19 protein-coding genes are annotated in these 24,752 nt (G+C 66.9%); 10 read left to right on the forward strand and 9 right to left on the reverse strand.

Going from position 1 to position 24,752, the window contains the following annotated elements:
* Positions 1-109 precede the first annotated feature (109 nt).
* Together U9J39_RS17660 and U9J39_RS17665 are read left to right on the forward strand one after the other, a co-directional pair.
* Positions 110-2,473, forward strand: a complete 2,364-nt coding sequence (locus U9J39_RS17660; RefSeq protein WP_326347650.1) for an acetamidase/formamidase family protein — start codon at positions 110-112, stop codon at positions 2,471-2,473.
* Positions 2,474-2,555: 82 nt separating this feature from the next.
* A complete protein-coding gene (locus U9J39_RS17665; RefSeq protein WP_115682322.1) occupies positions 2,556-3,053 on the forward strand; it encodes a hypothetical protein in 498 nt (165 codons plus the stop codon).
* Between the two features lie 9 nt (positions 3,054-3,062).
* Here U9J39_RS17665 and U9J39_RS17670 read toward each other — a convergent pair whose 3' ends face one another.
* Positions 3,063-3,494 carry a hypothetical protein gene (locus tag U9J39_RS17670; protein ID WP_326347651.1) on the reverse strand — a complete coding sequence of 144 codons (432 nt, stop codon included), beginning with the start codon at positions 3,492-3,494 and terminating at the stop codon, positions 3,063-3,065.
* A gap of 409 nt (positions 3,495-3,903) precedes the next feature.
* Between U9J39_RS17670 and U9J39_RS17675 the strand changes: the two genes are divergently transcribed.
* The 3 genes from U9J39_RS17675 (at position 3,904) to U9J39_RS17685 (ending at position 8,536) form a co-directional block, all read left to right on the forward strand.
* Entirely contained in the window at positions 3,904-6,999 is a 3,096-nt protein-coding gene (locus U9J39_RS17675) for an acetoacetate--CoA ligase (RefSeq protein ID WP_326347652.1), read from the forward strand.
* A 20-nt stretch (positions 7,000-7,019) separates the two neighbouring features.
* Complete coding sequence (locus tag U9J39_RS17680; protein WP_326347653.1) at positions 7,020-7,793, forward strand: 4'-phosphopantetheinyl transferase family protein; 774 nt, start codon at positions 7,020-7,022, stop codon at positions 7,791-7,793.
* A gap of 248 nt (positions 7,794-8,041) precedes the next feature.
* Positions 8,042-8,536 (forward strand): response regulator transcription factor, encoded by a 495-nt coding sequence (locus U9J39_RS17685; RefSeq protein ID WP_115712185.1) that lies wholly within the window; start codon positions 8,042-8,044, stop codon positions 8,534-8,536.
* Positions 8,537-8,553: 17 nt separating this feature from the next.
* On the opposite strand, the gene U9J39_RS17690 is transcribed toward U9J39_RS17685, so the two are convergent.
* Positions 8,554-9,720, reverse strand: coding sequence for a CBASS cGAMP-activated phospholipase (locus U9J39_RS17690; protein ID WP_240987728.1), 1,167 nt, complete (start codon positions 9,718-9,720; stop codon positions 8,554-8,556).
* Between the two features lie 226 nt (positions 9,721-9,946).
* Between U9J39_RS17690 and U9J39_RS17695 the strand changes: the two genes are divergently transcribed.
* Positions 9,947-10,705, forward strand: coding sequence for an IclR family transcriptional regulator (locus U9J39_RS17695; protein ID WP_442784906.1), 759 nt, complete (start codon positions 9,947-9,949; stop codon positions 10,703-10,705).
* 4 nt (positions 10,706-10,709) lie between these two features.
* Here U9J39_RS17695 and U9J39_RS17700 read toward each other — a convergent pair whose 3' ends face one another.
* From U9J39_RS17700 to U9J39_RS17710, 3 genes are read right to left on the reverse strand one after another with little or no spacing between them, the layout of a single operon-like run.
* The gene (locus U9J39_RS17700; RefSeq protein WP_116313424.1) at positions 10,710-11,060 is read right to left on the reverse strand and encodes an AtuA-related protein; all 351 of its coding nucleotides are present in this window, start codon (positions 11,058-11,060) and stop codon (positions 10,710-10,712) included.
* 10 nt (positions 11,061-11,070) lie between these two features.
* Entirely contained in the window at positions 11,071-12,426 is a 1,356-nt protein-coding gene (locus U9J39_RS17705) for an acyclic terpene utilization AtuA family protein (RefSeq protein ID WP_326347655.1), read from the reverse strand.
* Between the two features lie 29 nt (positions 12,427-12,455).
* Positions 12,456-13,436 carry a Bug family tripartite tricarboxylate transporter substrate binding protein gene (locus tag U9J39_RS17710; RefSeq protein ID WP_116313422.1) on the reverse strand — a complete coding sequence of 327 codons (981 nt, stop codon included), beginning with the start codon at positions 13,434-13,436 and terminating at the stop codon, positions 12,456-12,458.
* 375 nt (positions 13,437-13,811) lie between these two features.
* Here U9J39_RS17710 and U9J39_RS17715 point away from each other — a divergent pair, with 375 nt between their 5' ends.
* From U9J39_RS17715 to U9J39_RS17725, 3 genes are all read left to right on the forward strand, one after another.
* Positions 13,812-15,455, forward strand: coding sequence for a mechanosensitive ion channel family protein (locus U9J39_RS17715; protein WP_240987727.1), 1,644 nt, complete (start codon positions 13,812-13,814; stop codon positions 15,453-15,455).
* A gap of 234 nt (positions 15,456-15,689) precedes the next feature.
* Positions 15,690-16,160: a (2Fe-2S)-binding protein gene (locus U9J39_RS17720; protein ID WP_326347656.1), complete on the forward strand. Its 471-nt coding sequence runs from the start codon at positions 15,690-15,692 to the stop codon at positions 16,158-16,160.
* Positions 16,160-18,451 carry a xanthine dehydrogenase family protein molybdopterin-binding subunit gene (locus tag U9J39_RS17725; protein WP_326347657.1) on the forward strand — a complete coding sequence of 764 codons (2,292 nt, stop codon included), beginning with the start codon at positions 16,160-16,162 and terminating at the stop codon, positions 18,449-18,451. Before U9J39_RS17720 ends, U9J39_RS17725 begins: the two co-directional genes overlap by 1 nt.
* A 45-nt stretch (positions 18,452-18,496) precedes the next feature.
* Here U9J39_RS17725 and U9J39_RS17730 read toward each other — a convergent pair whose 3' ends face one another.
* A complete protein-coding gene (locus U9J39_RS17730; protein WP_442784905.1) occupies positions 18,497-19,720 on the reverse strand; it encodes an MFS transporter in 1,224 nt (407 codons plus the stop codon).
* 234 nt (positions 19,721-19,954) lie between these two features.
* Here U9J39_RS17730 and U9J39_RS17735 point away from each other — a divergent pair, with 234 nt between their 5' ends.
* A complete protein-coding gene (locus U9J39_RS17735; protein WP_115712169.1) occupies positions 19,955-20,842 on the forward strand; it encodes a LysR family transcriptional regulator in 888 nt (295 codons plus the stop codon).
* Positions 20,843-20,981: 139 nt separating this feature from the next.
* On the opposite strand, the gene U9J39_RS17740 is transcribed toward U9J39_RS17735, so the two are convergent.
* The 3 genes from U9J39_RS17740 to U9J39_RS17750 form a co-directional block, all read right to left on the reverse strand.
* Positions 20,982-23,108, reverse strand: a complete 2,127-nt coding sequence (locus U9J39_RS17740; RefSeq protein ID WP_326347659.1) for a phospholipase effector Tle1 domain-containing protein — start codon at positions 23,106-23,108, stop codon at positions 20,982-20,984.
* A complete protein-coding gene (locus U9J39_RS17745) occupies positions 23,105-23,731 on the reverse strand; it encodes a DUF3304 domain-containing protein (RefSeq protein WP_116380764.1) in 627 nt (208 codons plus the stop codon). Before U9J39_RS17745 ends, U9J39_RS17740 begins: the two co-directional genes overlap by 4 nt.
* A gap of 69 nt (positions 23,732-23,800) precedes the next feature.
* A complete protein-coding gene (locus U9J39_RS17750; protein ID WP_326347660.1) occupies positions 23,801-24,751 on the reverse strand; it encodes a DUF4123 domain-containing protein in 951 nt (316 codons plus the stop codon).
* Between the last annotated feature and the right edge of the window lies 1 nt (position 24,752).

Raw genomic sequence — 24,752 nt, forward strand, 5'->3', positions numbered from 1 at the left:
CCCCCCCCCCCCCCCCCCCCCCCCCCCCCCCCCCCCCCCCCCCCCCCCCCCCCCCCCCCCCCCCCCCCCCCCCCCGCCGCTGTGGCAGTCAGACGCCAGGGAGGCTCCATTGCATCTGCAGCGTTTTTCCACCGAAGCCTATCCGCGCAACCGGCGCGGCGCCGCATGGCGCGACGAGCTCAGGGCCGCGCGCCTGCAGTGCGAGAGCCTGTGCGCGGACCACACCCTGCACGGCACGATCCAGTCGCGCACCACGCCTGCCGGCATCGGGCTGACCTGCATCGCGTCGGTGCCGCAGACGCTGGCCATCACTGCCGGCGACGGCCGCGGCCTGATGCTGCTGATGCTGACCGAAGGTGAAGCCCACCTCGCCAGCCCGGACCTGCGCGAGCCGCTGCGTCCCGGCCAGGTGGTCTGCGTGCCCGAGCACGCGGCGCGCAAGGTGGCGCTGACCACCGGCTTCCGCCTGCTGATCGTGCATATCGGCCAGGCCTTGCTCAATGCGCGCATCCCCGCGCCGTTGCCGCGCTCCGCGCTGGTGCTGGCCGGCGACGCGGCGGAACTGTTCGCGCGCCTGCTGCAGTCCATGGCGGCCAGCATCGACACCCTGGTGTCCGCCGACGACCGCGCGGTGCAGCCCTTCGACAGCACCATCGTCGCCTGCCTGGGCGCGGCCCTGTCGGACAACCAGCCGAGCGCGCCGGCGGACATGACGCCGTCGCGCGCGGCGGTATTCGCGCGGGTCTGCAGCCGCATCGACGCGCGCCTGGCCGAGCCCGAGCTCAGCCTCAGCGCCATCGCCGCGGACGAACACATGTCGGCGCGCTACCTGCAGAAGCTGTTCGAGAAGTCCGGCAGCAGCTTTTCCGCCTACCTGCGCACCAGCCGGCTGGAGCGGTGCCGCGCCGACCTGGGCAATGCGCAGTACGACAAGCTCTCGGTCTCCGACATCTGCTATCGCTGGGGCTTCAACGATCCTTCGCACTTCAGCCACGCGTTTCGCGAGCAGTTCGGGATCTCGCCGCGCGCCTACCGCGAGCAGGCCGCGGGCACCCCCGCGCAGCGCCCGCCGCTGAATGTGTCGCGCGGGCTGCCGGCCGATGCCAGACGCGGCCCCGCGCCACAGCGCGCCCCGGCCAACGACGGTGCGCGCACACGCGCGCTGCCCGCGCCGTCCGTGGTCCCCATCACCCAGGCCCGCTCGCACGCGGCGCGTCCGGAAGGCCGCCACCACTGGCTGCAGGCCACCGACAAGACCGTGCACTGGGGCTACCTGAGCCACCAACTGCCGCCCGTGCTGGAAGTGATGTCGGGCGACACCGTCACCATCGAAACGCTGACCCAGCACGCCTCGGACGACCGCGAGCGCATGATCGACGGCGACCCCGGCGCCGAAAGCGTGTTCCACTGGACCGCCGAGCAGAAGAACGTCGACCGCCGCGGCGCCGGCCCGATCGACGCCTCGGTCTACGGACGCGGTGCCGGCGAGGGTTTCGGCGTGCATATCTGCACCGGTCCGGTCGCGGTGCGCGGCGCCATGCCCGGCGACGTGCTGGAGGTGCGCATCCTCGACGTGCGCCCGCGCCCGTGCGCCAACCCCCGCTTTGCCGGCCGCGCCTTCGGCAGCAATGCCGCCACCTGGTGGGGCTTCCACTACCGCGACATGCTGACCGAGCCGCGCGAGCGCGAAGTGGTGACGGTGTTCGAGATCGACTGCGAACGCGCCGACGGCTGCGCCCGCGCCGTCTACAGCTTCCGCTGGACGCCGCAGCGCGATCCGTTCGGCGTGCTGCATCCCACCATCGACTATCCCGGCGTCCCGGTCGACCACGACACCATCGTCAAGAACCACGACGTGCTGCGCGATATCGAGATCCCGATCCGGCCGCACTTCGGCGTGATCGCGGTCGCGCCCGCGCAGGACGGCCTGATCGACTCGATCCCGCCCTCCAGCTTCGCCGGCAACCTCGACAACTGGCGCGTCACGCGCGGCGCCAGCGTGTACCTGAAGGTGGCGGTGCCGGGCGCGCTGCTGTCGATCGGCGACCCGCATGCCTCGCAGGGCGATTCCGAGCTGTGCGGCACCGCCATCGAATGCTCGCTGACCGGTGAGTTCCAGCTGATCCTGCACAAGAGCACCATGATCGAACGCGGCGCGCCGTTCGCGGACCTGAGCTATCCGCTGGTGGAGACCGCCGACGAATGGATCCTGCATGGCTTCAGCTCGCCCAACCACCTGACCGAGCTGGGCCAGATGGCGCAAAGCCACATCTACCTGAAGTCCACGCTGGACGACGCCATGCGCGATGCGTTCCGCAAGACGCGCCGCTTCCTGATGACGGTCAAGGGGCTGAGCGAGGACGAGGCGGTGACGCTGATCTCGGTGGCGGTGGATTTCGGCATCACGCAGGTAGTGAACGGCAACTGGGGCGTGCACGCCATCATCAGGAAGGCCTTGTTTACGCGATCGTAAGGGTCTGCGATGAAGGGCGCGGGGGCCTGCTGCCGGGCCCTATAGTATTCTCGCGGGTTCCCCGACCCGTACCACGAGATTGATGCCACACACCGAAGACGCGCTGCCCGAGCACGAAGCCTCAGCCATCCACGAACCGCGCCTGTGGCGCGACAAGGGCTGGACCGCCCGCGTGATCAAGAACGAGGATGGTGAAGGCTGGGCGGTCGAGATGATCCGCGACGGCAGCGCCGAGCCGGCGCTGGTCGGCCCCTGGACCATGGGACGCAACAAGGTCGACCCCAAGCCGCTCGACGCCACCGCGCACCAGACCCTGGTCAAGACCGCCTCGGAAGTGATCCGGCGCCATGAGCAGCAGTTGCACGCGCAGCTGAACAAGCAGGTCAGCATCGAAGCCGAAGCCGGCAGCGTGACCGTGAAGCTGGCGATCACGCCCGATGAGTTCGAGCCCTTCGGCACGCTGAGCGCCGAGGATGCCTTCGGCGAGGTGCTGGCCAGCATCAAGGTGCGGCCCGACTTCCGGCTGACGCGCGACAGCGCCGAGCGCTGGGCCGCCAGCGGCTTCGACAAGATTCGCTAGCCCGGACGGTTACTTGCGCAGCCGCAACAGCTCGGCGTAGGAGACCAGCTTGCTTTTCTCCTTGGCCAGCGTTTTGGTCTTGGCAGCCGGGCGCTTCGGCTGGCCGCGCTCGAACTTGGCGGCGGCGCGTTCGTCTTCGCGCGCGTAGGTGCGCGCGGACCTGGCTTCGGCCTTCAGCCGCTCCGCTTCCAGCCGCGCGGCGCTGCGTTCCTCGCGCGCAATATCCTGCGCGGCCGACATGATTTCGGCCCGCAGCAGGTTGCGTCTCTGCCTGGCGACGGCACGGGCCGCCTGCAGTTCTTCCTTGCGCTGCCGCAGCCAGTCCCTGCGGTTGACCGGCGCGGGCCTGGCTTCCGCCGGCACGCTCAGGCGCAAGGCCCGGCTGAGCGAAACCTGGTCGGTCCGCCGTGCGCGCCGCGGCGTTTCCTTCCCATTACTCACGCTGCATGACTCTCCTGACACCGCACGGGTGCCGCCTGCGTCTCGTCCATGGATGTCGTCGAAACCATTCACCAACCTTACCACAGCGACAAAAGCCGCTTGCCCGGTTTCCAGGGCAGCGAAGTGCGATGGCAATCCGCGTTGTCCGCACTATCCGGTATCGGATTCATCACACGCCACGGGGCTGGAATCTAGTGGCGGGGGCAAGATCGTCCGCTGATACGGGCCAGCGAACGATCCTGAACGCCGTGCCAGCACGCGCGCCGCGGCGCAAGCGAGCCCTGCACGACGCCCGCCTGCCGGTCATGCGTGCGATGACGCACAGACCAGAATTCGCCAGCCATTAATCTCGACCCCATGAACGCGCCATCACTTCGAATGGCGTGCGCCGGTCTCTCAGGAGCATCGGATGGATCGATTTTATTTGTTGGACGCCTCGTTCTGCCCGAGCGTCAACCAGGGTCGCACTCCCATTTACGTCAGCTCGCCCGAGCGCGCCGTGGCGTCGCAGATGACCGCGTTTACCGCGGCGCTGCAGGCGTGTACCGGCCAGTCGTTCCACCGCTACGGCGCGCTGCACGATTTCTCGGTACGGGAATACCGGACATTCTGGCGCTGCTTCCTGCAGTGGTCAGAGGGGCTGGCGTGGTCGGGCAGCCCCGAGCCGGTCTGTGTCGGCGACGATTGCGAACATGCCCGCTTCTTCCCGAACCTGTCGCTGAACTACGCGGACAACCTGCTAGGGCTGGAAGTCGCTGGGCCCGACGCACCGGCGCTGACCGCCTGCCACGCCGATGGCCGGCGTGAACGCCTGACTCGCGGCGAACTGCGCGAGCGTGTCGCGCGTGCGGCACATGCCTTGTCGCAACTGGGGCTGCGCGAAGGGGATCGCGTGGTGGCCGTGATGCGCAACGACGCCGAGGCCATCGTCGCCGCGCTCGCCGTGACCGCGCTCGGCGCCACGCTGTCCACCGCCGCCGCCGAGATGAGCGTCGAAACCCTGCTCGACCGCTTCGCCCCGCTGGCACCGCGGTTGCTGCTCGCGCACACCGCGCAGCGCGCCTTCGACACCGGCATCCCGCTGGCGGACAACGTCGCCGGCCTCGCTGCCGCGCTGCCTTCGCTGCAGGGCATCATCCAACTCGACGACGGCGCCTTGCCGGCCACCGTCAGCCAGCCGGTCCATGCGCTGGCGGACCTGATCGGCCGTGGCGATGCAGAGCAGTTCTCCTTCCAGCGCTTTGCGTTCAACCATCCGCTTTTCATCATGTTTTCGTCGGGCACCACCGGCAAGCCCAAGTGCATCGTGCACGGCGCCGGCGGCAGCCTGCTGGAGCACCTGAAGGAGCACCGGCTGCATTCCGACCTGCGGCCCGGCGACCGCATGTACTTCCACACCACCTGCGCGTGGATGATGTGGAACTGGCAGCTGTCGGCACTGGCGTCCGGGGTCGAGATCGTCACCTATGACGGCCCGATCGCCACGGTCGACGCGTTGTGGCGGCTGGTTGCGCAAGAGCGCGTCACGGTGTTCGGCACCAGTCCCGCCTACCTGAAGATGTGCGAGGACGCCGGCCTGGTGCCCGGCCAGCAGTTCGACCTGGGCGCACTGCGCACGATGATGTCGACCGGATCGGTGCTGTTCGATGCGCAGTTCGAATGGGTGCGCGATCACGTCAAGGCGCTGCCGTTGCAGTCGATCTCCGGCGGCACCGACATCCTCGGCTGCTTCGTGCTGGGCAATCCGAACCTGCCGGTCTATGCGGGCGAAGCGCAGTGCAAGAGCCTGGCGCTCGATGTGCAGGCGTGGGAACACGGCGCGCCCACCAGCGGCATCGGCGAGCTGGTGTGCGCCAACCCGTTCCCGTCGCGGCCGCTGGGCTTCTATGGCGACGTCGACGGCCAGGGCTTCCACAAGGCGTATTTTTCGGCCAACGCGGGCGTGTGGACCCACGGCGACCGGATCGAGTTTCCGCCCGAAGGCACGGCGCGGCTGCATGGCCGTTCCGACGGCGTGCTCAATGTGCGCGGCGTCAACGTCGGGCCGGGCGAGATCTATCGGGTGCTGCGCGATATCCCGCAGATCCGCGAGGCGATGGTGGTCGAGCAGCGCGCGCAAACGGCACCGCCCGACCGCACCCACGCGCAGCGGTACGAGCAACGCATGGTGCTGCTGCTGGTCTTGCAGCACGGCGTCGCGCTGACCGGCGCGCTCGCCGCGCACGTGCGCCGCGAACTGGCGCGCCGCGCCTCGCCCACCCATGTGCCCGACCGCATCCTGGCCGTGCCTGAGCTGCCGGCCACGCATAACGGCAAACTGTCCGAAGCGGCAGCGCGCAATGCGGTCAACGGCCTGCCGGTGGGCAACGCCTCAGCGTTGCGCAATCCGGACTGCCTCGACGCCATCCGCAATCATCCGGCCCTGAACCTGGCGGCGCGCGAACTGCCCGCGCCCGGCACATCGCGCGAGCAGCTCGAACGTCATCTGCAGGCGCTGTGGGAGCGCTTGTTCGATTTCGCCCCGATCGGCCGCGACGACAATTTCTTCGACCTCGGCGGACATTCGCTGCTGGCCGCGCGGCTGCTGGCGGACGTGCACCAGTCGACCGGCCGCACGATCCCTCTGGCGACACTGCTGTTCGCGCCCACCATTGCAGGCCTGGCCGCGGCCATCGACGAAGCCGCGTCCCCGCGGACTTCGCCCAACCTGGTGCCCGTGCGCAGCGGCACCGGCTCGCCGCTGTTCCTGGTGCATGGCGCGAGCGGCTCGGTGATGGAGTGCTGGGGCATGGTCAACGCGCTGCGCACTTCGCGCCCGGTCTATGGGCTGCAGGCACGCGGCCTTGACGGCGAACAGCCGACGCAGCGGCGTGTCGAGGACATGGCGGCCAGCTATATCGAACAGATCCGCAGCCTGCAGCCGCGCGGTCCCTACGCGCTGGCCGGCTACTCGTTCGGCGGGCTGGTGGTGTACGAGATGGCGCAACAGCTGACCCGCGCCGGCGAGCAGGTCGAGCTGCTGTGCCTGCTCGACACCTATGTCTGCGAGCACTTCCTGCCGTGGCGCACCTGGATGCGCTACTGCTGGAACTATCCCGGCTGGCAGCTGCGCAAGCTGCGCGCGGTGCCGGCGGCACAGCGCGTGCGCTACCTGAAATACGCGCTGCGCCGGGCCGCGGAAGGTGTCGGCATGCGCCGCGGCGGCATCACCTGCAAGCCCGACGCGTTTACCGAATCGCTGCCGCCGGCACTGCGGCAGGTGCGCGAGACCATGGTGCGCGCCATGACGACCTATCGGCCGCGGCCGTACCATGCCAGCCCGGTGCTCTACCTGCGCGCCGCGGTCAGGCAGCAGCAGCGCGGCGATCCGCTGTCGCTGTGGCGGCGCGTCGCGCTGGGCGGGCTGACCATTGCCGAGGTGCCCTGCAGCCATTTCGACCTGGTGCTCGAACCCAACCTGCAGGCGGTGGCGGCGATCCTGGACGAAGGGCTGGCGGGCGCGTGACGCGGCGGACGTGGCACGGCATGCAGCATGACGACGTTGCCGCACGGGGCGCGGTGGATACCGCGACGTTCGTGCTGCCGCAATCGGAGCGCCTGGCGTTGCCGGACGGCGCGGTACAGGTATGGCGGCTGGATGACGCGCAGGTCAACCCGGCATGCACGCGCCTGGCCCATACGCTTGCGCCGGACGAGCGCGCGCGCGCCCTGGCCTACCGGCACGCCAGGCACTGCAATGGCTATGTCGCCCGGCGCGGGCTGCTGCGCTGGCTGGTCGGCGGCTACCTGCACTGCCAGCCCGAAGCGCTGCGCCTGACCGTGTCGCCATTCGGCCAGCCGGTGTTGCAATGGCCGCAGACCGGGTTGGCCTTCAGCGTGTCCCACACCGACGGCCTGGCGCTGCTGGCCTTCGCGCGGGATTGCCGCCTCGGCGTGGACGTGGAGCGGCGTGCCGGCGGCGTGAACGTAGCGGCCGTCCCGGGATTTGGACGCGGCATATTTTCCACGCAGGAAGCGCAGGTCCTGGCGCGTGCCCGGCCCGCTGCGGCCGACGCCCTGCTGGGCATCTGGACGCGCAAGGAAGCGCTGCTGAAAGCGCTCGGCACCGGCCTCTCGGCCGATCCCACCGCGTACACCACGGAAGACGACTGGCGGCGCGGCGCGGGCCATTGGCGGGCTTCGCGAGATGGCATAGCCATGTCCGGCTGGACCTGCCTGGACCTGGATGCCGGTGCCGGGTTCAGGGCGGCGCTGGCCGTGTCGCTGCCGGATGCAAGCGTCACGTGGCTCCGTTGCTGACCGGTCCCGCGGCTTGGCAAGGGTTCGGCGACGTAACACGTTACGTTACACGTAACGCCAGCCGGGCCGATGCCAGCCATGCGCGCGGGCCGGTCCGCACCGGCCGCCCTGCCGCAAACCCGCGGCCCGCCTGGGTCGCGGCGCTGACCGGGAGCGCACGCCCGGGCCCTGCCGGCATTGGCATCCCCTTTGCTGATCCCGGTGAAAAGCGTTGGCCAGGAAGCCAATGCCCGACAACGGAGGAAGGAATGAGCTGGACTAACCATGGAACGCCGGCCCCGGCGCAGGTGCTGGAGTGCGGCGGCGAGGCCCATGCCGTGGTCATCGACGACATGCCGATGTACCGGCACGGCATCGCGCGCCTGCTCGGCGAGATGCCGGGCATCGGCCGGGTGGAACCGGTGGAGACCGAGTCCCTGGCGGCGCGCAACCTGCGCTTGCCGGCGCCGGCGCTGCTGGTGTTCGGCATGCCGCCGGACCTGGCCGAAGGCTGGAACCAGCTGCGGCTGGCCAGCCTGGTGCTGCGTCCGCGGCGCCTGCTGCTGATCTCGGACAATATGTGGCTGCGCCTGCCGCCCGGCCTGGACGCGCGCTTTGCGCGCACCCTGTGCCGCTCGGCATCGCTGGCAACGATCGAACGGGACGTGCGCGCGCTGCTGGACCTGCCGCTCGCCGCGCCGGCCCGGCCCGGGCCGGACGCCATGCCGGCCGGAGTCCGGCGTCCCTTCCACGCGTTCGCGTAAGACGCGGCTATCCGGGCCTATCGCGCCGGCGAGATCCTGTGCACCTGGGCCGTGGCACCGGCGCTGCGGCGCGCGAACGTGCCTGCGTTCTCGTTCTCGCCGTAATAAAACGTCGGGGCGGGAGCGAGATGCCTCAGGAACGGCTGGAACTCGCGGCTGCCGATGCAGATCTTGGACCGCTCCGAGGCCGCGCCAAGCAGCACCTCCCGCGCCGCGTGGTCAGCCCTGTCCATGCCCACCGCGCGTGCGCGCTGGTCTGTCAGGTCATCGTCGACCAGCACATAGCGCCCCGGCAGCAGGTGCGACAGCATGAAATCGCTCAGCGCTTCCTGGACCGATATCGACAGGCCGAACAATCGCCGGGGCATGTTGGCGGGATTGATGCCGCCCCAGTCATAGGTGCCGCCCTCGCGATTGCGGCGCGGGTTCACGGTGAACTTCGACGACATTGTTCCTATCGCCATGACGTGCACATCGGCGAGCGAGCGCAGCAGGGAATACTGCGCCTCGTGCACGGCCAGCAGGCCCGGCGCATTGGCGTAAAGGCCGCCATCGACGAACTGGTTGTGGTTGAAGGTGTAGCGCGCGAAGTAGGCCGGCGCGGCACTGGTCGCCATCGCGATATCCGCGATGCGGAACTTGTGGTCGCGCTTGAAATTGACGTGGTGCGGCGTCTTGAATATCTGCGGCCGCCCCGTGGAGTAATTGATCGCGGGAATGACGACCCGGTGCGCGCAGGCGCCGAGCAGGCGCTCGCCGAACAGATGCTCGGCGCACAGCAGTTCCAGCAGCCGGCGCGAGCCGAACGGCGCGCGCCAGATGCCGGCAAGCGACCAGCGCCGCTGAAAGATCTGCTCGCCATGCCGCGTCAGCAGGTCCACGATGCGGCTTGCTGGCAGCTCCAGCGCCAGGGCCAGCGCAATGACCCCGCCGATCGAGGTCCCCGCGATCAGGTCGAAGCGGGTCGCAATCGGAGCTCCGATTTCCTCCTCGAAATCGGCAAGCAGCCTGGCCGTGTACAGCCCGCGAAAGCCGCCGCCCGAGAGCGCGAGGATCTGAAACCGGTCCGGAGCCGACTCGTCCAAGGATTCCCCCTGCCGCCATATGAACCGTCGTCGCACGGCCGGAAACCCACGTCTGGTCCTCGCGGCAATGCCGCCCGCCTCAATGCCATGCGCATCCATACTAGGCGACGGCTACATGTTTTTACAGAAGCGTCGCGGGCGATGTAGCCAGAACATGCAGGCAATTAGATGGCATTTCATTCTGATTTGCACGACGGCACTGTCATGCGCCATCGGGCCGCTCCCGCGCGTCGCACCGCGAAGCGAACGCCAGCGCCGGCATGCGAGACCATCCATGCGATGATGGCCACGTCCTGGCCAGCCTAGCCACCCCATGCCCGACCGCATCCCACGCTCGTCCCCGGTGCAGCGCGCGCTCTCCATCCTGCGCGCGCTTTCCGATCCGCAGGTGCGGCGCCTGTCCGATGTCGCGCGCGCCACCGGGCTCGACCCGGCAACGACATCGCGCCTGCTGGAGATGCTGGTCGCGGAAGGATTCGCCACGCGCGATGCCCAGCGGCGCTTCGGCATCGGCGCCGAGGTCTTCCAGCTTGCCGACGTGGCCCAGCGCCGCGTCGACCTGCGCACGCTGGCACGGCATAGCCTTGAGCGGTTGGTGGAGGAATTCGAGGACACCGCCGTGCTGACCGAAGCCAGCCGCGGCGAATCGGTCTGCACGCATATCGAGCTGGGCACCTTCGCGATCCGCGCCAACTATGTCGAGGTCGGCACGCGCCGGCCGCTGGGCGTGGGCGCGGGCAGCATGGCGGTGCTGGCCTGGTTGCCGCCGGCTGAGCGGGCGACGCGGTTGCAGCAGACCGCGCGCCGGCTCGCGGGTTATCCGCGGCTGACGCCGGAACTGATCGCCAGAGAGGCCGTGGCCGCGCGCGAACGCGGCCACGTGATGTTTCTCGACTGGGTGGTCGAGCAGATGGGTGGCATCGCGGTGCCTATCCTGAACTATGAAGGCCAGCCTCTCGGCGCGCTCAGCATTGCCGCGCTCAGCGAACGGCTGCGCTCGCGCGAAGCGCGCCTGGCCAGGCGGCTGAAGGATGAAGCGCGCCGCATCAGCAGCGCCTGGACCCGGCGCGCCGGACCGCGCTAGCGCTTCAGGCCGGCGGCCCGCGCAGCAGGCCGGCAAGCGCGTCGGGAATGTCCAGTTCGAAGCGCAGCACTGCGCTGGCCAGCGCCTTGCCGTAATTGTCGAGCGCCAGGCTGCGCGATACTCCGCCGCCCAGCGCGCCGTGCGCGACAAAGTTCAGCACCTGCAGGCCGTCGACGGCATAGCGCTCCACCGCTCCCGTGATCACGCCGCCGAACAGGGCCTTGAACGCCGGCGCGGTGAGCTGCGCCTTCAGGTAGGGATAGAACGCCGGGTCATAGGCAATCACGGCCGTATTCGAGGTATTGCCCTTGTCGCCCGACCGGGTATGCGCGACGCGCCGCAAGCAAACGATCATTGGCTGGCCCTCAGAGAAAGTGGATGCGGGACTCGACCTGCGCGCGCGGCACCAGTGCCGACCACACCCCGATGATCTCGCGCGTGCGGTCCTGGTGCGGCACGCGCTTGCCGGTCGACGCCAGCCCGCAGACCGCCATGCTGTCGATCTCGCGGCCGACCTTGGCGGCCTCTTCGCGCGTGCGGGTGCGCGCGGCCACGCGCACTGCAACCTCGTTCGGCTCGCATGGCGGCACCGGCGACGCCGCGCCATGGATGGCGTTGACCCCTAGGAAGTCGATGCGCAGTTCATCCGCCTGCAGGTTGGCCAGCGCAAAGCGCTTTTCCAGGATGACGCGCGCCAGCTGCGCCTTGGCCAGGCAGCCGGGCCCGGCGTAGAAGAACATGTCCTCGCCGATAAAGCCCTCGGTACAGCCCAGCGACACCTTCAGCGTGCCGGTGCGCGGCGCGCCGTGCACGCCGCTGATGCGCACCTGGGCCGGCCCCGCCTGCTCGAGCACGGCGGTGGTGAAATCCACCACCACGTCCGGCGTGATATAGCGGGCGGGGTCGTGCACCTCGTAGAACATCTGCTCCTTGATGGTCTGCAGGTCGATGCGGCCGCCGGTGCCGGCCACCTTGCCGATGACGGCATTGCCGTGCGCATCGACCTCGGCGATGGGAAATGCCAGGTTCCAGGGTTCGGGCACATCCTTGTAGCCAGGATCGCCGAAGTATCCGCCCGTTGCCTGCGCCCCGCATTCGAGCAAATGGCCGATGGCGCTGCCGCGCGCCAGCAGGTCCACGTCGCGCGCATAGTCCCAGCCAAAGGCGTGGATCATCGGCGCCAGGAACAGCGACGGATCGGCGACGCGGCCGGTCACGACGATCTGTGCGCCCTGCTCCAGCGCCCTGACGATGGGCAGCGCACCCTCGTAGGGCTCGGCCGAAATCAGCGTGCCGCGCAGCGACGCAACCGGCGCCCCGCTCTCGAGCAGCGCCAGATCCTGGTCGCAGATGGTCGGCGTGAGATCGGTGGTGGTGATGGCGGCGATGCGCGGCATCGGAAGTCCCAGTTCCTCGCAGATCGCGGCAATGCGGCGCGCCGCACCAAGCGGATGGATCCACCCCTGGTTGCTGATGATGCGCGTGCCATTGGCCAGGCAATGCGGCAGCACGGCGCGCATGCGCTCGTCCAGGTAAGTGTCGTAGCCGGCGAAGGCCGGATCTCGCCGCTTGCGCACTTGCGCTGCGGAGACCGTCGCCTCGGCCATGGTTTCAAAGCACAGGTAGTCGAGCCGGCCCAGGCGCGCGCTGAGGGCGGCCGGTTCGACGCGGTCGCCCCACCAGCCGGAGCCGGAACCGACGCGCAGCGTTGTCTTGGTCATTGGCATTGTCAGGAAGTGGAAGGGTCGCCTTACTGGGGCTGGATGCCCGCCTGGCGGATCACGCGCGACCATTTGTCGTGGTCCGCGCGGATGATCGCCGCGAAGGCGGCGGAGGTGTCGCCGCCTGGCATGGCGCCGAGCTGCTCGATGCGCTGGCGCACCGCGGGCTCGGCCAGCACGCCGGCCACCGCCTTCTGCAGCCGCGCAACGATCTCCGCTGGCGTGCCGGCCGGCGCGAGCAGGCCAAACCAGGAATTCACCACGTAGCCGGGCAGGCCGGATTCCTGCACCGTCGGCACGTCCGGCAACACGGGGGAGCGTTGCGGACTGGTCACGGCGAGGGCCCTGACCTTGCCTGCCCGGATCTGCGCCAGCGCCGACGGCAGGTTGTCGAACATCAGCTCGACCTGCCCGGCCAGCAGGTCCGTCATCGCGGGTGCCGCGCCCTTGTACGGTACATGCTGCAGCCTGATGCCGGCCATGCTGGCAAGCAGTTCAGCCGACAGGTGCGGCGAGCCGCCGGTGCTGGTCGACGCGTAGTTGATGCGCCCGGGCTCCTTCCTGGCCTGCGCGATCACGTCCGCCACCGATCGCACCGGCTGCGCCGCATTGGTCAGCAGCACATTGGGCGAGTTGGCGACCAGCGTCACCGGCGCAAAGTCCCTGGCGGCGTCGTACGGCATGCGCGCGTACAGGTAGGCGTTTGTGACCTGCGTGCCAAGGGTGCCCATCAGCAGGGTGTAGCCGTCGGGGGCGGCGCGCGCCACCGCTTCCGCGCCGAGGTTGCCGCCCGCCCCGGGACGGTTCTCCACCACGACACTCTGTCCGAGCACCTCGCCGAGCCGGGCACCGACCACGCGCGCCAGGATATCGGTGGTGCCGCCGGGCGTGAACGGCACCACCAGCCGCAGTGGCCGCGCCGGATATTCCGCCGCGCCTGCAGCCTGCGCGAACGGCAGGCAACATACCGCGACCACCAGCGCCAGCCGGCGCAGTCCTTTCGTCCGCATTGCTGTCTCCTCGCACTGCGCCGGCAGCGCCAGCGCAGTTTCGCCTGATGAAGGTCTAGTGCGGGCGATGTTAGGCAGCCGACAAAAATGCCGTCAAACTTTTGCGGTTTATTTTCATTGAATGAAAACCCGCGTTCCGGAAGGGAAGCGTCGGGGTGGCACCGATGCGCGCCAGCGGAAATCCGGTCCGCCCCCAAAGGTGACGCCCACGCCGCAGCAACAGGCAGCGATTTTTCTAAGCTCGCCGCCCAAAAAGTTTCACTTCCGCTGCAAATCGCAAGCTGTAACCATGCACCCAACTCTGTCCCCGGCCCGCATGGATGGGGAACGCGCGCGGCGGTGGCACCGCCGTTTCCCAAATCACGCGAGCGACGGATGACCATGGTGTTCTTGCTGACGCGGCGGCTTCCCGTGCTGGCCATCCTGCTGTGGCTTGGCATCGCCGCGGTCCGGGCCGCGCCGGATCCCGCCGCCGAAGCGGCGGCCGTGCCGGTCGAAGTCCGCCTGATGAACCGCCCGATCATGGTGCTGCGTGCCACGCTGGCCGGTGTCACGCCTGAAGTGCGCGCGCGGCGCGCGCTCGACCGCTTCGAAGCCATGACCCCGTCGGACCTGCGCCAGCCCGTGCGCACCAGCCCTGGCGAGCTTGCCGGCCAGCGCGGCGAAGCCATCTATATCGGCGAGCGGCTGCTGCTGGCCGTGGTCGAAGGCGACCTCGATCCCGAGGACAAGGCCGCCTCGCTCGAGACCCTGGTCCGGCAGACCGTCGACAATGTCGGCCAGGCCGTCGCCGCGCGCCGACAGCAACAACATTGGCCTACGCTGATTCGCGGCGCCTTGCGCACGGGCGGCGCGCTGGCGGTCGCGGTCTTGCTGGTCTGGGGGTTGACCAGGACCCGGCGCTTGCTGGGGCGCGTGGTGGACGCCTCGCTACAGCGGCACCTGAAGGCGCGCACCGCCAACGGCTTCGACTGGACCGCCGCGCTCTACCAGCTGACCGACCGCATCGTACGCATCCTGGCGGTGGCGCTGTTTGCGCTGGTCGCCTTTGTCTGGCTGGAATTCTCGCTGCTGCAGTTTCCGCTGACGCATCCGCTCGGCGACCGCATGGGCGCCTACCTGTGGCGGCTGCTGGAAGGCATCGGCAACGCCGTGGTCGGTGCCGTCCCGGGCCTGCTGGTGGTCGCCATCATCCTGTTCATCACGCGTGGCGTGCAGGCCGTGGTCTCGAGCGTGTTCACGGCCACCGAGCGCGGCAACCTCACGGTGCCCGGCCTGCATCCGGAGACGGTGCCGGCGACGCGCCGCCTGGCCATGGTGCTGGTGTGGGCGCTCGGCTTCACCTTTGCCTACCCCTACATTCCGGGGTCGCAGAGCGACGTGTTCAAGGGCGTGTCCGTGCTGCTCGGCTTCATGCTGACGCTGGGCTCGGCCAATGTCGTGAACCAGCTGATGAGCGGCATGGTGCTGGTGTATGCGCGCGCGCTGCGCGTGGGCGACATGGTCAGCATCGGCGATACCGTGGGATGGGTCGAGAACCTGGGTCCGCTGTCGGTCAGGCTGGTCAACCTGCGCCGGGAGCAGGTCACGCTGCCGAACGCGGTGGTGGTCGGCAGCGCCGTGCACAACTATTCGCGCTCGGGCGACGTCCACCAGGGCAGCGCGGCCCTGCTGTCATCGGCGGTGACGATCGGCTATGACACGCCCTGGCGCCAGGTCCATGCGATGCTGCTCAATGCCGCGCGCCAGGTGCCCGGGCTGGACCCGGCCACCGCACCCTTTGTGCTCCAGCGCGGACTGTCGGACTTCTATGTGGAATATGAATTGTTCTTCGCCATCGAAGACCCGCGCCACCGCTTCTTCGCCCTGTCCACGCTGCATGCCGCGATCCAGGACGAGTTCAATCGCCACAACGTGCAGATCATGTCGCCACATTTCGTGCTGCAACCGAAGGAGCCGGTGACGGTGCCGGCCGAACAATGGCATGCACCCCCCGCGCAGCAGCGCAGCGACGGCTGAATCGCCTGCGCACTGCACGCTGCGGAGGATATGGCTGCAGACGAGGCCACGCCATCGTGACCCGACCATCCGTAGCGGTCAGCGCTTGCGAACCACGCAGGCTTAAAGAGCTTATAAGCTGTACTTATCAATCCGGCACGGCATTCTTGACGACAATGATGGCCTCATGACAGGCGCCGCAAGTTCGCGCGCCTTGGCATGGCACCGTGCCATTGTCTTCACAAGGAGTTCCCCATGACAAGATTCCAGGTCAACGGCCAGCCCAAGGACGTCGACGTTCCAGGCGAGATGCCGCTGCTGTGGGCGTTGCGCGATGAGCTGGGCATGACCGGCACCAAGTTCGGCTGCGGCATGGCGCTGTGCGGCGCCTGCACGGTGCACGTCGACGGCACCGCGATCCGCGCCTGCGTGACGCCGGTGTCGGCCGTCGCGGGACGATCCGTTGCCACCATCGAAGGCATGGAAGGCGACCGCGTGGGCCAGGCGGTGCAGCAGGCGTGGATTCAGCATAACGTGGCCCAGTGCGGCTATTGCCAGGCCGGGCAGATCATGACCGCGGTCAGCCTGCTCAAGACCTCGCCGGCGCCGACCGACCGGCAGATCGATGAAGCCATGAGCGGCAATATCTGCCGCTGCGGCACCTATCCGCGCATCCGTGCCGCGATCCGGCAGGCGGCCAGCCGCCTGGCGCAGGGGGGCAAGTAATGGCCGACCTCGCTCGACTCTCCCGCCGCGGATTCCTGCGCGGCAGCGTGGGCCTGATGACGCTGGCCGTGACCAGCGGTGGCCTGGTAACCGTCGCCCGCGCCGCTGATCCGGCTCCGAAGAAGTTCGGCGCCGACTCCATGCCGGGCGGCACCGTCGACAATCCGCTGGCGTTCGTCTCGATCGCCGCTGACGGCACCGTCACCATCGTGGCCCATCGCGCCGAGATGGGCACCGGCGTGCGCACCAGCCTGCCGATGGTAGTGGCCGACGAGATGGAGGCGCGCTGGGAGCGCGTCAAGGTGGTCCAGGCCGAGGCCGACGAGACCCGCTACGGCAACCAGAACGTCGACGGCTCGCGCAGCGTGCGGCATTTCCTGATGCCGATGCGGCGCGTCGGCGCGGCGGCGCGACAGATGCTGGAAGCCGCTGCGGCCGCGCGCTGGTCGGTGCCGGTGTCCGAGGTCCGCGCCGTGCAGCACGAAGTGCTGCACCAGCCCAGCGGACGCCGCCTGGGTTTTGGCGAATTGGCGGCCGATGCGGCGCGCCAGCCGGTGCCGAAGGGCGATGCGCTGCGGCTCAAGCCCCGCGCCGGCTTCCGCTATATCGGCAAGAACGCGGTACGACCGGTCGACCAGGAAGCTATCGGCTCGGGCCGCGCTGTCTATGGCATGGACCTGCGCCTGCCGGGCATGGTGTACGCCGTGGTGGCGCGCCCGCCGGTGGTGGGCGGCAAGCTGCGCCGGCTGGACAGTCGCAAGGCGCTGGCCCTGCCCGGCGTATTGAAGGTGGTGGAGATTCCCGCCTTCCAGGGCGCGCCGGCGTTCCAGCCGCTGGGCGGCGTGGCGGTGGTTGCGCGCAACACCTGGGCGGCCATGCAGGGCCGCGCCGCGCTGGAAATCGAATGGGACGACGGCCCCAACGGCAGCTACGACTCCACGGCGTATCGCCGCACGCTCGAGGCCGCGTCACGTACGCCGGGCAAGGCGGTGCGCAACCAGGGCGATGCGCAGCGGGCCTGGGACACCGCGCCGCCCGCCGAGCGCCTTGCCGCCGACTACTACGTGCCGCACCTGGCCCATGCGTCGATGGAGCCGCCGGTGGCCACCGTGCGCATCCGCGGCGGCAGCGCCGAGGTCTGGACCTCGATCCAGAACCCGGTTGCCGCGCAGACCGCCGTGGCCAGGCGGCTCGAGCTCAAGCCCGGCAACGTCAGGGTCAACGTGCTGCTGCTGGGCGGCGGCTTTGGCCGCAAGTCCAAGCCCGACTTTGTCGACGAGGCCGCCATCGTCGCCCAGGCAATGCCCGAGGGCACGCCGGTCAAGCTGGTATGGACGCGCGACGACGACATCCACCACGACTACCTGCACACGGTCTCGGCCGAGCGCCTGGAGGCGGTCATCGACAGGCAGGGCCAGGTAAAGTCGTGGCTGCACCGCAGCGCCGCGCCGACCATCGCCTCGCTCTTCACCGAGGGCGCGAAAGGCCAGCAGATGTTCGAGTCGGCCATGTCGGCGATCAACATGCCCTACCGCATCGACAACGTGCGCGTGGAAACCGCCGAAGTGCCGGCGCATGCGCGCATCGGCTGGTTCCGCTCGGTGGCCAATATTCCGCACGCGTTCGCGGCCCAGTGCTTTATCGCCGAGCTGGCGCACCGCGCCGGCAAGGACCACCGGCAGTTCGCGCTCGACCTGATCGGGCCCGCACGCAAGATCGACCCCGGCACGCTGGCCGATACCTGGAACTACACCGAATCGCCCGAACGCTACCCGTATGACACGGGGCGCCTGCGCGGCGTGATCGAGGCCGCCACCCGCGGCGCGGGCTGGGGCCGCAAGCTGCCCAGGGGCCACGGGCTGGGCCTGGCGTTCTGCTACAGCTTCATGAGCTACACCGCCACCGTGGTCGAGGTGGCGGTCGATGCGAAGGGCGAGGTGCGCGTGGTGTCAGTGGACATGGCGATGGACTGCGGCCCGCAGATCCATCCCGACCGCATCCGCGCGCAGATGGAAGGTGGCGCCATCATGGGCCTGAGCCTGGCGCTGGCCAGCGAGATCACCTTCGACAAGGGCCGCGTGATGCAGAGCAACTTCCACGACTACGAAGTGCTGCGCCATCATGCGTCACCGCGCGTGATCCGCACCCACCTGGTCAACGACAACCACGACCTGCCGCCGGGCGGCGTGGGCGAGCCGCCGGTGCCGCCGGTCGCGCCCGCGCTGTGCAATGCGATCTTCGCCGCCACCGGCAAGCGCGTGCGCAGCCTGCCGGTGCGCAAGGTGGCATAGGGAAGGCGCCGCGACCATGGCCGCGGCGCCTTTCGCGCAAGCGCGTCAGGCAGCCCGCGCAGCTTCGGCGCGCGCGGTCAGCCAGGTCAGCAACGCCGCAATCCCCAGCAGCGCCGCGCTGGCGACGAAGGTGCTTTGATAACCGCTGCGGTCAAATAGCAGGCCACCCAAGGTAGAACCCAGCGCGATGGCCAACTGCACCACCGCCACCAGCAGGCCGCCTCCGGCCTCGGCGTCGTTCGGGAAGGTCCTGGCGATCCAGGCCCACCAGCCCACTGGCGCCGCGGTGGCCACAAAACCCCACAGTCCCAGCAGCGCCACCGCCGCGCCAGTCTGGCTACCGAATGCAATCAGCGCCAGCGCAATCCCGGCCATCAAGACCGGTATGGCGATCATGGTCGCGTAGAAGCCGCGCCTGAGCGCCGCGCCGATGGCCATGGTGCCGATAAAACCCGTAATCCCGATCACCAGCAGGATCAGCGACAGCGACGACACATCCACGCGCGTCACCGTCTCGAGGAACGGCCGCACATAGGTGAACAGCGTGAACTGTCCCATGAAGAACACGCTGGCGCCGAGCATGCCCAGCAGCGCCAGCGGCTGGCGCAACAGTCGCAAGCCGCTGGGGGAGTCGCTGCCGCGCGCTGCCACCGGCATCGCCGGCAGGCTGAGCCACTGCCACGCGAAAGCGACCAGCGCCACCGGCACCAGGCAAAAGAACGCGCCGCGCCAGCCGATCACCCCGCCCAGGTAGCTGCCCAGCGGCGCCGCCACCACCGTGGCCAGCGCGTTGCCGCCGTTGAAGATCGCCAGCGCGCGCGGCACCTGGCCGGGCGGAACCAGCCGCATCGCCGTCGCCGCCGACATCGACCAGAAGCCGCCGACCACCACGCCGATCAGCGCACGGCCCGCCATGTAGGCAAGGTAGTTGGGCGCCAGCGCAATCACCGCGCCGGAAACCGCCATCAGCGCCGTCAGCCCCAGCAGCAGCGTCTTGCGGTTCATGCTGCCGGCCAGCGCGGAGATAAACAGGCTGGTCACCACGGCAAAGGCGCCGGAGATCGCGATGCCCTGGCCCGCCAGGCCTTCGGTGACATGCAGGTCGACGGCCATGGGCGTCAGCAGGCTGACCGGCATGAATTCCGAGGCAATCAGCGCAAATACGCACAGCGTCATCGCCAACACGCCACCCCAGTGGGCAGGCTGGCGTTCGGCATCGTGCGCAGGGAGGGTCGCGCCCATGGGGGCGTCACAGAGTCGGGTTGTCATGCAGTGCGGAAGATGTGGATGCGCGCACCACGCCGCGCGGCGCCGTCATCGTCCGGAGCTGCGTGGCCTGAGCGCGGGGAGCGGAAAAAATGTGCCGGAAGCGGCAATGGCGAAGCCGGGTGTCCCGCCTCTTCGTCCCACCCATGTTCGCGCGTCGACGCGCCCGTGACTAGCTAATGAGTGCTTAAAGACGATATAAGTAGCACTAATCAATATGCCGATGGAGACCGACTCATGGTCCGACGCAATCTCAACGACCTGCTGGCTTTCGTGACAGTGGCGCGCGAAGGCAGCTTCACCCGGGCCGCCGCCTCGCTGGGCGTAACGCAGTCGGCGCTGAGCCAGGCCGTGCGCGGCCTCGAGGAACGGCTGCGGATCCGTCTACTGACCCGCACCACGCGCAGCGTCTCGCCCACCGCCGCGGGCGAACGGCTGATGCAGGCCATCGGCCACCGCTTCGACGAAATCGAGGCCGAGCTCGATGCCCTGACCGCCTTGCGCGACAAGCCCGCCGGCACGGTCCGCATCACCTGCGGCGACAACGTGCTGCACACCATCCTGCTGCCACGGCTCACGCCGCTGCTGCAGGAATATCCGGACATCAAGCTGGAGTTCGACGTCAACTACGGCTTCCGCGACATCGTGGCGGACCGCTTCGACGCCGGCGTGCGCCTGGGCAACACCATCGACAAGGACATGATCGCCGTGCCCATCGGCCCGCCGCTACGCATGGCGGTGGTGGCGTCGCCCGCCTACTTCGCCGCCAATCCGCCGCCAAAGACCCCGCAAGACCTGATGGCGCACCGCTGCATCAACCAGCGCATGCCCACCTCCGGCGGGCTCTACGTCTGGGACTTCGAGCGGCGCGGCCGCCAGGTGAACGTGCGCGTCGACGGGCCGCTGATCTTCAATACCACGCAACCCCAGGTGGATGCCGCACTCGCCGGGCTGGGCATTGTCCTGCTGCCCGAGGATGAGCTGATGCAGCATATCGAAGCCGGCCGGCTGGTGCGCGTGCTGGAGGACTGGTGCCCGAAGTTCAATGGCTACCATTTGTACTACCCGAGCAGGCGGCAGCCGTCGCCGGCGTTTGCGTTGGTGGTGCAGATGTTGCGGGGGTAGGGAGGGAGCGCGGTGGCGATCGATCGCAGCCGTGCGACCTCGGCCAAAGAAGGGACAATCAGTCATGTTCTCTAGCCCACCCACGCGTGACTCGTTAGCTTGCGGTCGAGACGCTGGGCCGAAACTTTACGCGATCGTCCTAACTGTCGAAAACCCTACGATAACGTCCGTGGCCCTTGGGCTCGCGGCGCGTCGCTGTACCCATTACTGCAAGTACCGCTTCCGTACTCGTTCCAGCGATTGCCCGAAGATCCGCCGCATCAGCGTCCGTCATCAGCGGGACGCCACCTGGGGTCTTCTTATTGGCTTCGAGAACGCGCCGTTCAAAGGCATTCAATTCATAAGCCAACGCTCGGCGGCGCATATTGTTGGCATACCCTGGATTGCCCGACTTCTCCGCGCTCTCCATCAACTTGTCATGCATTGCCTTCTTCTTCCTGACCTCAGCGATGAATACCGCTCTGTCGTCCTTGGTAATCGGACCGAGGAGCCAGAACCCCCCATGTGAATCATGCACGAACTTGTCGAAGAACTCACTCACCGCGGCGGGGACGCTGGACGCCGCGTTGACTTCCGCCACTATCTGCCGTTGCACCGCGTCTGCTGGCGGCGGTAGGTCAACATAGCCGATTCTGGGATTGAAAACCCTTCGCGGCTTGCTTGCCTCCTGGGCGCGTGCGACATCCTTGCGCCAGTCCAACTCCGATTCCCACAGATCCGTCTTGTCCTGGGCGCTGGAATTTCGATAGCTGGACAGACCTTTGAACTTTGAATCAGGAGATACCTGCGCACGCCAACGCCAATAGAGTTGCATGTGATATTGCATGCGGTTCTCGCATGGAGGACCATTTCCAGCGCTTACGCTTTCCTTCTCGACGAATCTGGTCCAGTCGCAATATGCATTGAATGCATTGTCCAGCTCTGGAGCGATATCGAAGTCCACACGGGCTTCAGGCAACATCTTGTCTTTAGGCAACAACTTGACGCCTGCATTGCGCGCTTCAAAGTACATGTCATTCAAGGCTATCTGCGACAGCAGTGCCGATCTACCACTGACTGACTTGCCCTGATCTCCTGGCCCATATCCACCCCCCAAGTCCGAGTGGGCGCCAGGATAGATGAACTCGTTTGTGTTGGATGGGTAGGCCTTGGCACCGATACGCGCGGTGGACAGTGGAAAGGATTGTCGGATTTCGTGGGCCGCCACGTAGTGGACCACCTTGCCAACATTCTCGATATCCATAGTGCCGTCAGCCCAGTCCATCAAGCCCTTGGCAATAGGCATTGAATCTGCCACTCCAACCGAGGCGACGGTGTCAAAAATCCCCAGGAAACGCAGATCGAGGGTGGCGTTGCCGACCTTCATGCCGGTTGCCTTTCGAATCCATTGGCAGAATGTACGGGCTTCTGCTGCGCCGCGTGAAAAGCCAAAGACCGAAAGACGGACGGCGGTGATTCTTGGCCGCTTTCCTTCGATTGCTTTTATCAAGCGATTTTGAAGACCGCCGAAAATAGCGATCATTTTTCCATCGCCCAAGCGCCAGCTCGTGCGAAGGCCATGCATTGCACTTGTCGTGAGCGTAAGCATCTCCTGCTCATCGAGCAAGTCATCGTCTGTCACGGAGCGATGCAGTGCATTGAAGACCTGTAACATCGCCCAATGGATGCGCGCCTCTCCGCCGCTGGCAAAAGCTTTACCCCCGCCAGATTCCGAATTCTCACCGATCTGAGGGAATTTCGTTCCGACGCCAGGCATATAGTAACGAAATCCCTCCACACGATCATTAACGTGAACATTGTGGAGGGCTACGATATTGGAGTGGCTGTTCGTAGGCATATCTCGCACCATGTTGTTATTAGTGCCATCAAAAAAAAGACCGACGTGAATTTCCCGCGTACAGCTTAGAATGCCTTCATTGGCGGCGGCGGTGCCCACACGTTGGCAAAACTCGCGCGGCGTGGGAGCACGCGTTGCCCGTGGCCCTGCGATCGGCAGCAAAGGCCGAAACGTTGCACCACCCGGTGGTTCATTCCACCAATCGGTGGTCGCTGCAGGGGTAAGCCGACGAAAATGTGGTGACCATACCGAAGGCCTGCCATTCCCATTCAATCCAGATGAATCGAGCCATAACAGAGTTTGATGACCGCTACTCTGGACCAGGCATTCGGCTGTCAACGTTGTCGCGGTCTTAAAGTATCCACACCGCACATCACGCGTCGTGGCATTAAAATCAAGTTCATACCAGCCGGGCTGAAAAGCGCTCATTGTCGCTCCTTCGGGTATAGGGGCATCTGCTCCGGGGGAAGTGATGGCGAATCGTCAGGACTAACCTGCAGCGCACGGTGTGCCTCCCGAGATCGGGCACGAGCTTCGGCCTCGCTTGCCGCACCACGCCACGGTTCGAAATGAAAGTCAGGTGGCATTACCGGATAATCTGGCCCGGGATAGTCGGGATGGCCTGCCCCCTTGCTTGAGATGATGATCCTGACTTTCCCGTTCGGTAGAAAATGGACGTTAACGTTGCCGGGCTTGTCGTACTTCTCAATTGGGACGATCGCCTCGTGCCATTTACCTACTGCCGCGTCGCCCGTCGCATTCGGATCCGAACTCGAGGTCGTCCAGCGTACCGTTGCAGTCAGTCCTTCATGCCACTTCCTTGGGTAGGTCACACAACAAACAAAGCCTCCGCCACCGCCATAGGCGAAGGAATTGCCTCCCCACGCGTCGTTGACGTAGAACTGATGGATATAGTCGGGCGTATGATTGTAAGCAGTGATACTTGAAGCAGCCATATCATCCGCCCGCCCCTCACTCTTGCTGCATGCCGCAATCATCATGGTCAGCGCTGCCAGGATAACCGTCATCAATGTCGTGCGCTTCAGCTTCATACCATTTCCGTCCTTCACCGTTTTGTCTTATGTCCACGCATTGCTCACCTACGCACTATTCCGGGGATTTCACCGTATTGCCGGACTCATAGCAGTACTACCACCCGCCACCTTCCCTTCCAGTACGTTCCATATGGCATCAGACCATTGCGTCATGCAGTCCTTGAGACTTTCTCCACCAGCCACCCGTCTCCAGGTATCCGCCAGTTCCGGCAATCGATAAAACGCCTCAGTACAGGTCAGACTTAGTACTATGAACTGAAGTTTGTCTGCCGGCGCTCCTATTCCTAGCTTCGTGGCACGATCGATATGATCCATTAGAGTCGCATGGAACTCCCCCCGTTGTACGACAGGAACCAATTCAGGCGTTGTGTCGAGAAGGAGGCTGAACATGGTGTCGCCCTCACTGGCATCAAGCATTGCGGCAAACTGGCCACCGGTGAGATGTAGAAATTCATGCTGATCGGCAACTTCATAACTGTTCGTGACGACAGGGTTCAGCCGACAAGGCACATTTGTCCGGTCCAAGCAACTCCAGGATGCTATGTCTTGCGTCACCCTGAGACGTTGGGAATTCGTCAACAATCGCCACAACTCGGGCAATATGCGCGTGTCGGCAAACCGACAGTGGAATTCCATGTCGCCGTCGATCTGAGCCATCGCCAGGTAAGAAAGCGTTTGACATACCTCCTCGGCGCACTTTGAGGAAGACAGCCAACTGAACGCAGGAGCGGCAGCCCCTGCCCCAATGATTTGACTGACACGCGCTTTCGCGCTTGCATCGCTGGCGGGTAACTCGACTAAGTGCGGTGCCACATCGCCAAATGCCGCGAGCCTAGAGTGTGCCAGCACATTATGGATTGGCCAGGACTCCTTTCGCGCAATGGCGCGGATTCTCGCAAAATCGACGAGCATCGCATCGATCAATAGCCACTGTGAAAGACCGTCTTGTGCCAACTGCCACTGCGCAATTTGTGCCGCCGCAGCTTCAGGCTTCAGGACGTCGACAGCAAAGTCCACG

The sequence above is a fragment of the Cupriavidus sp. SS-3 genome, from assembly GCF_035818815.1.
GTDB classification, from domain to species: domain Bacteria; phylum Pseudomonadota; class Gammaproteobacteria; order Burkholderiales; family Burkholderiaceae; genus Cupriavidus; species Cupriavidus taiwanensis_C.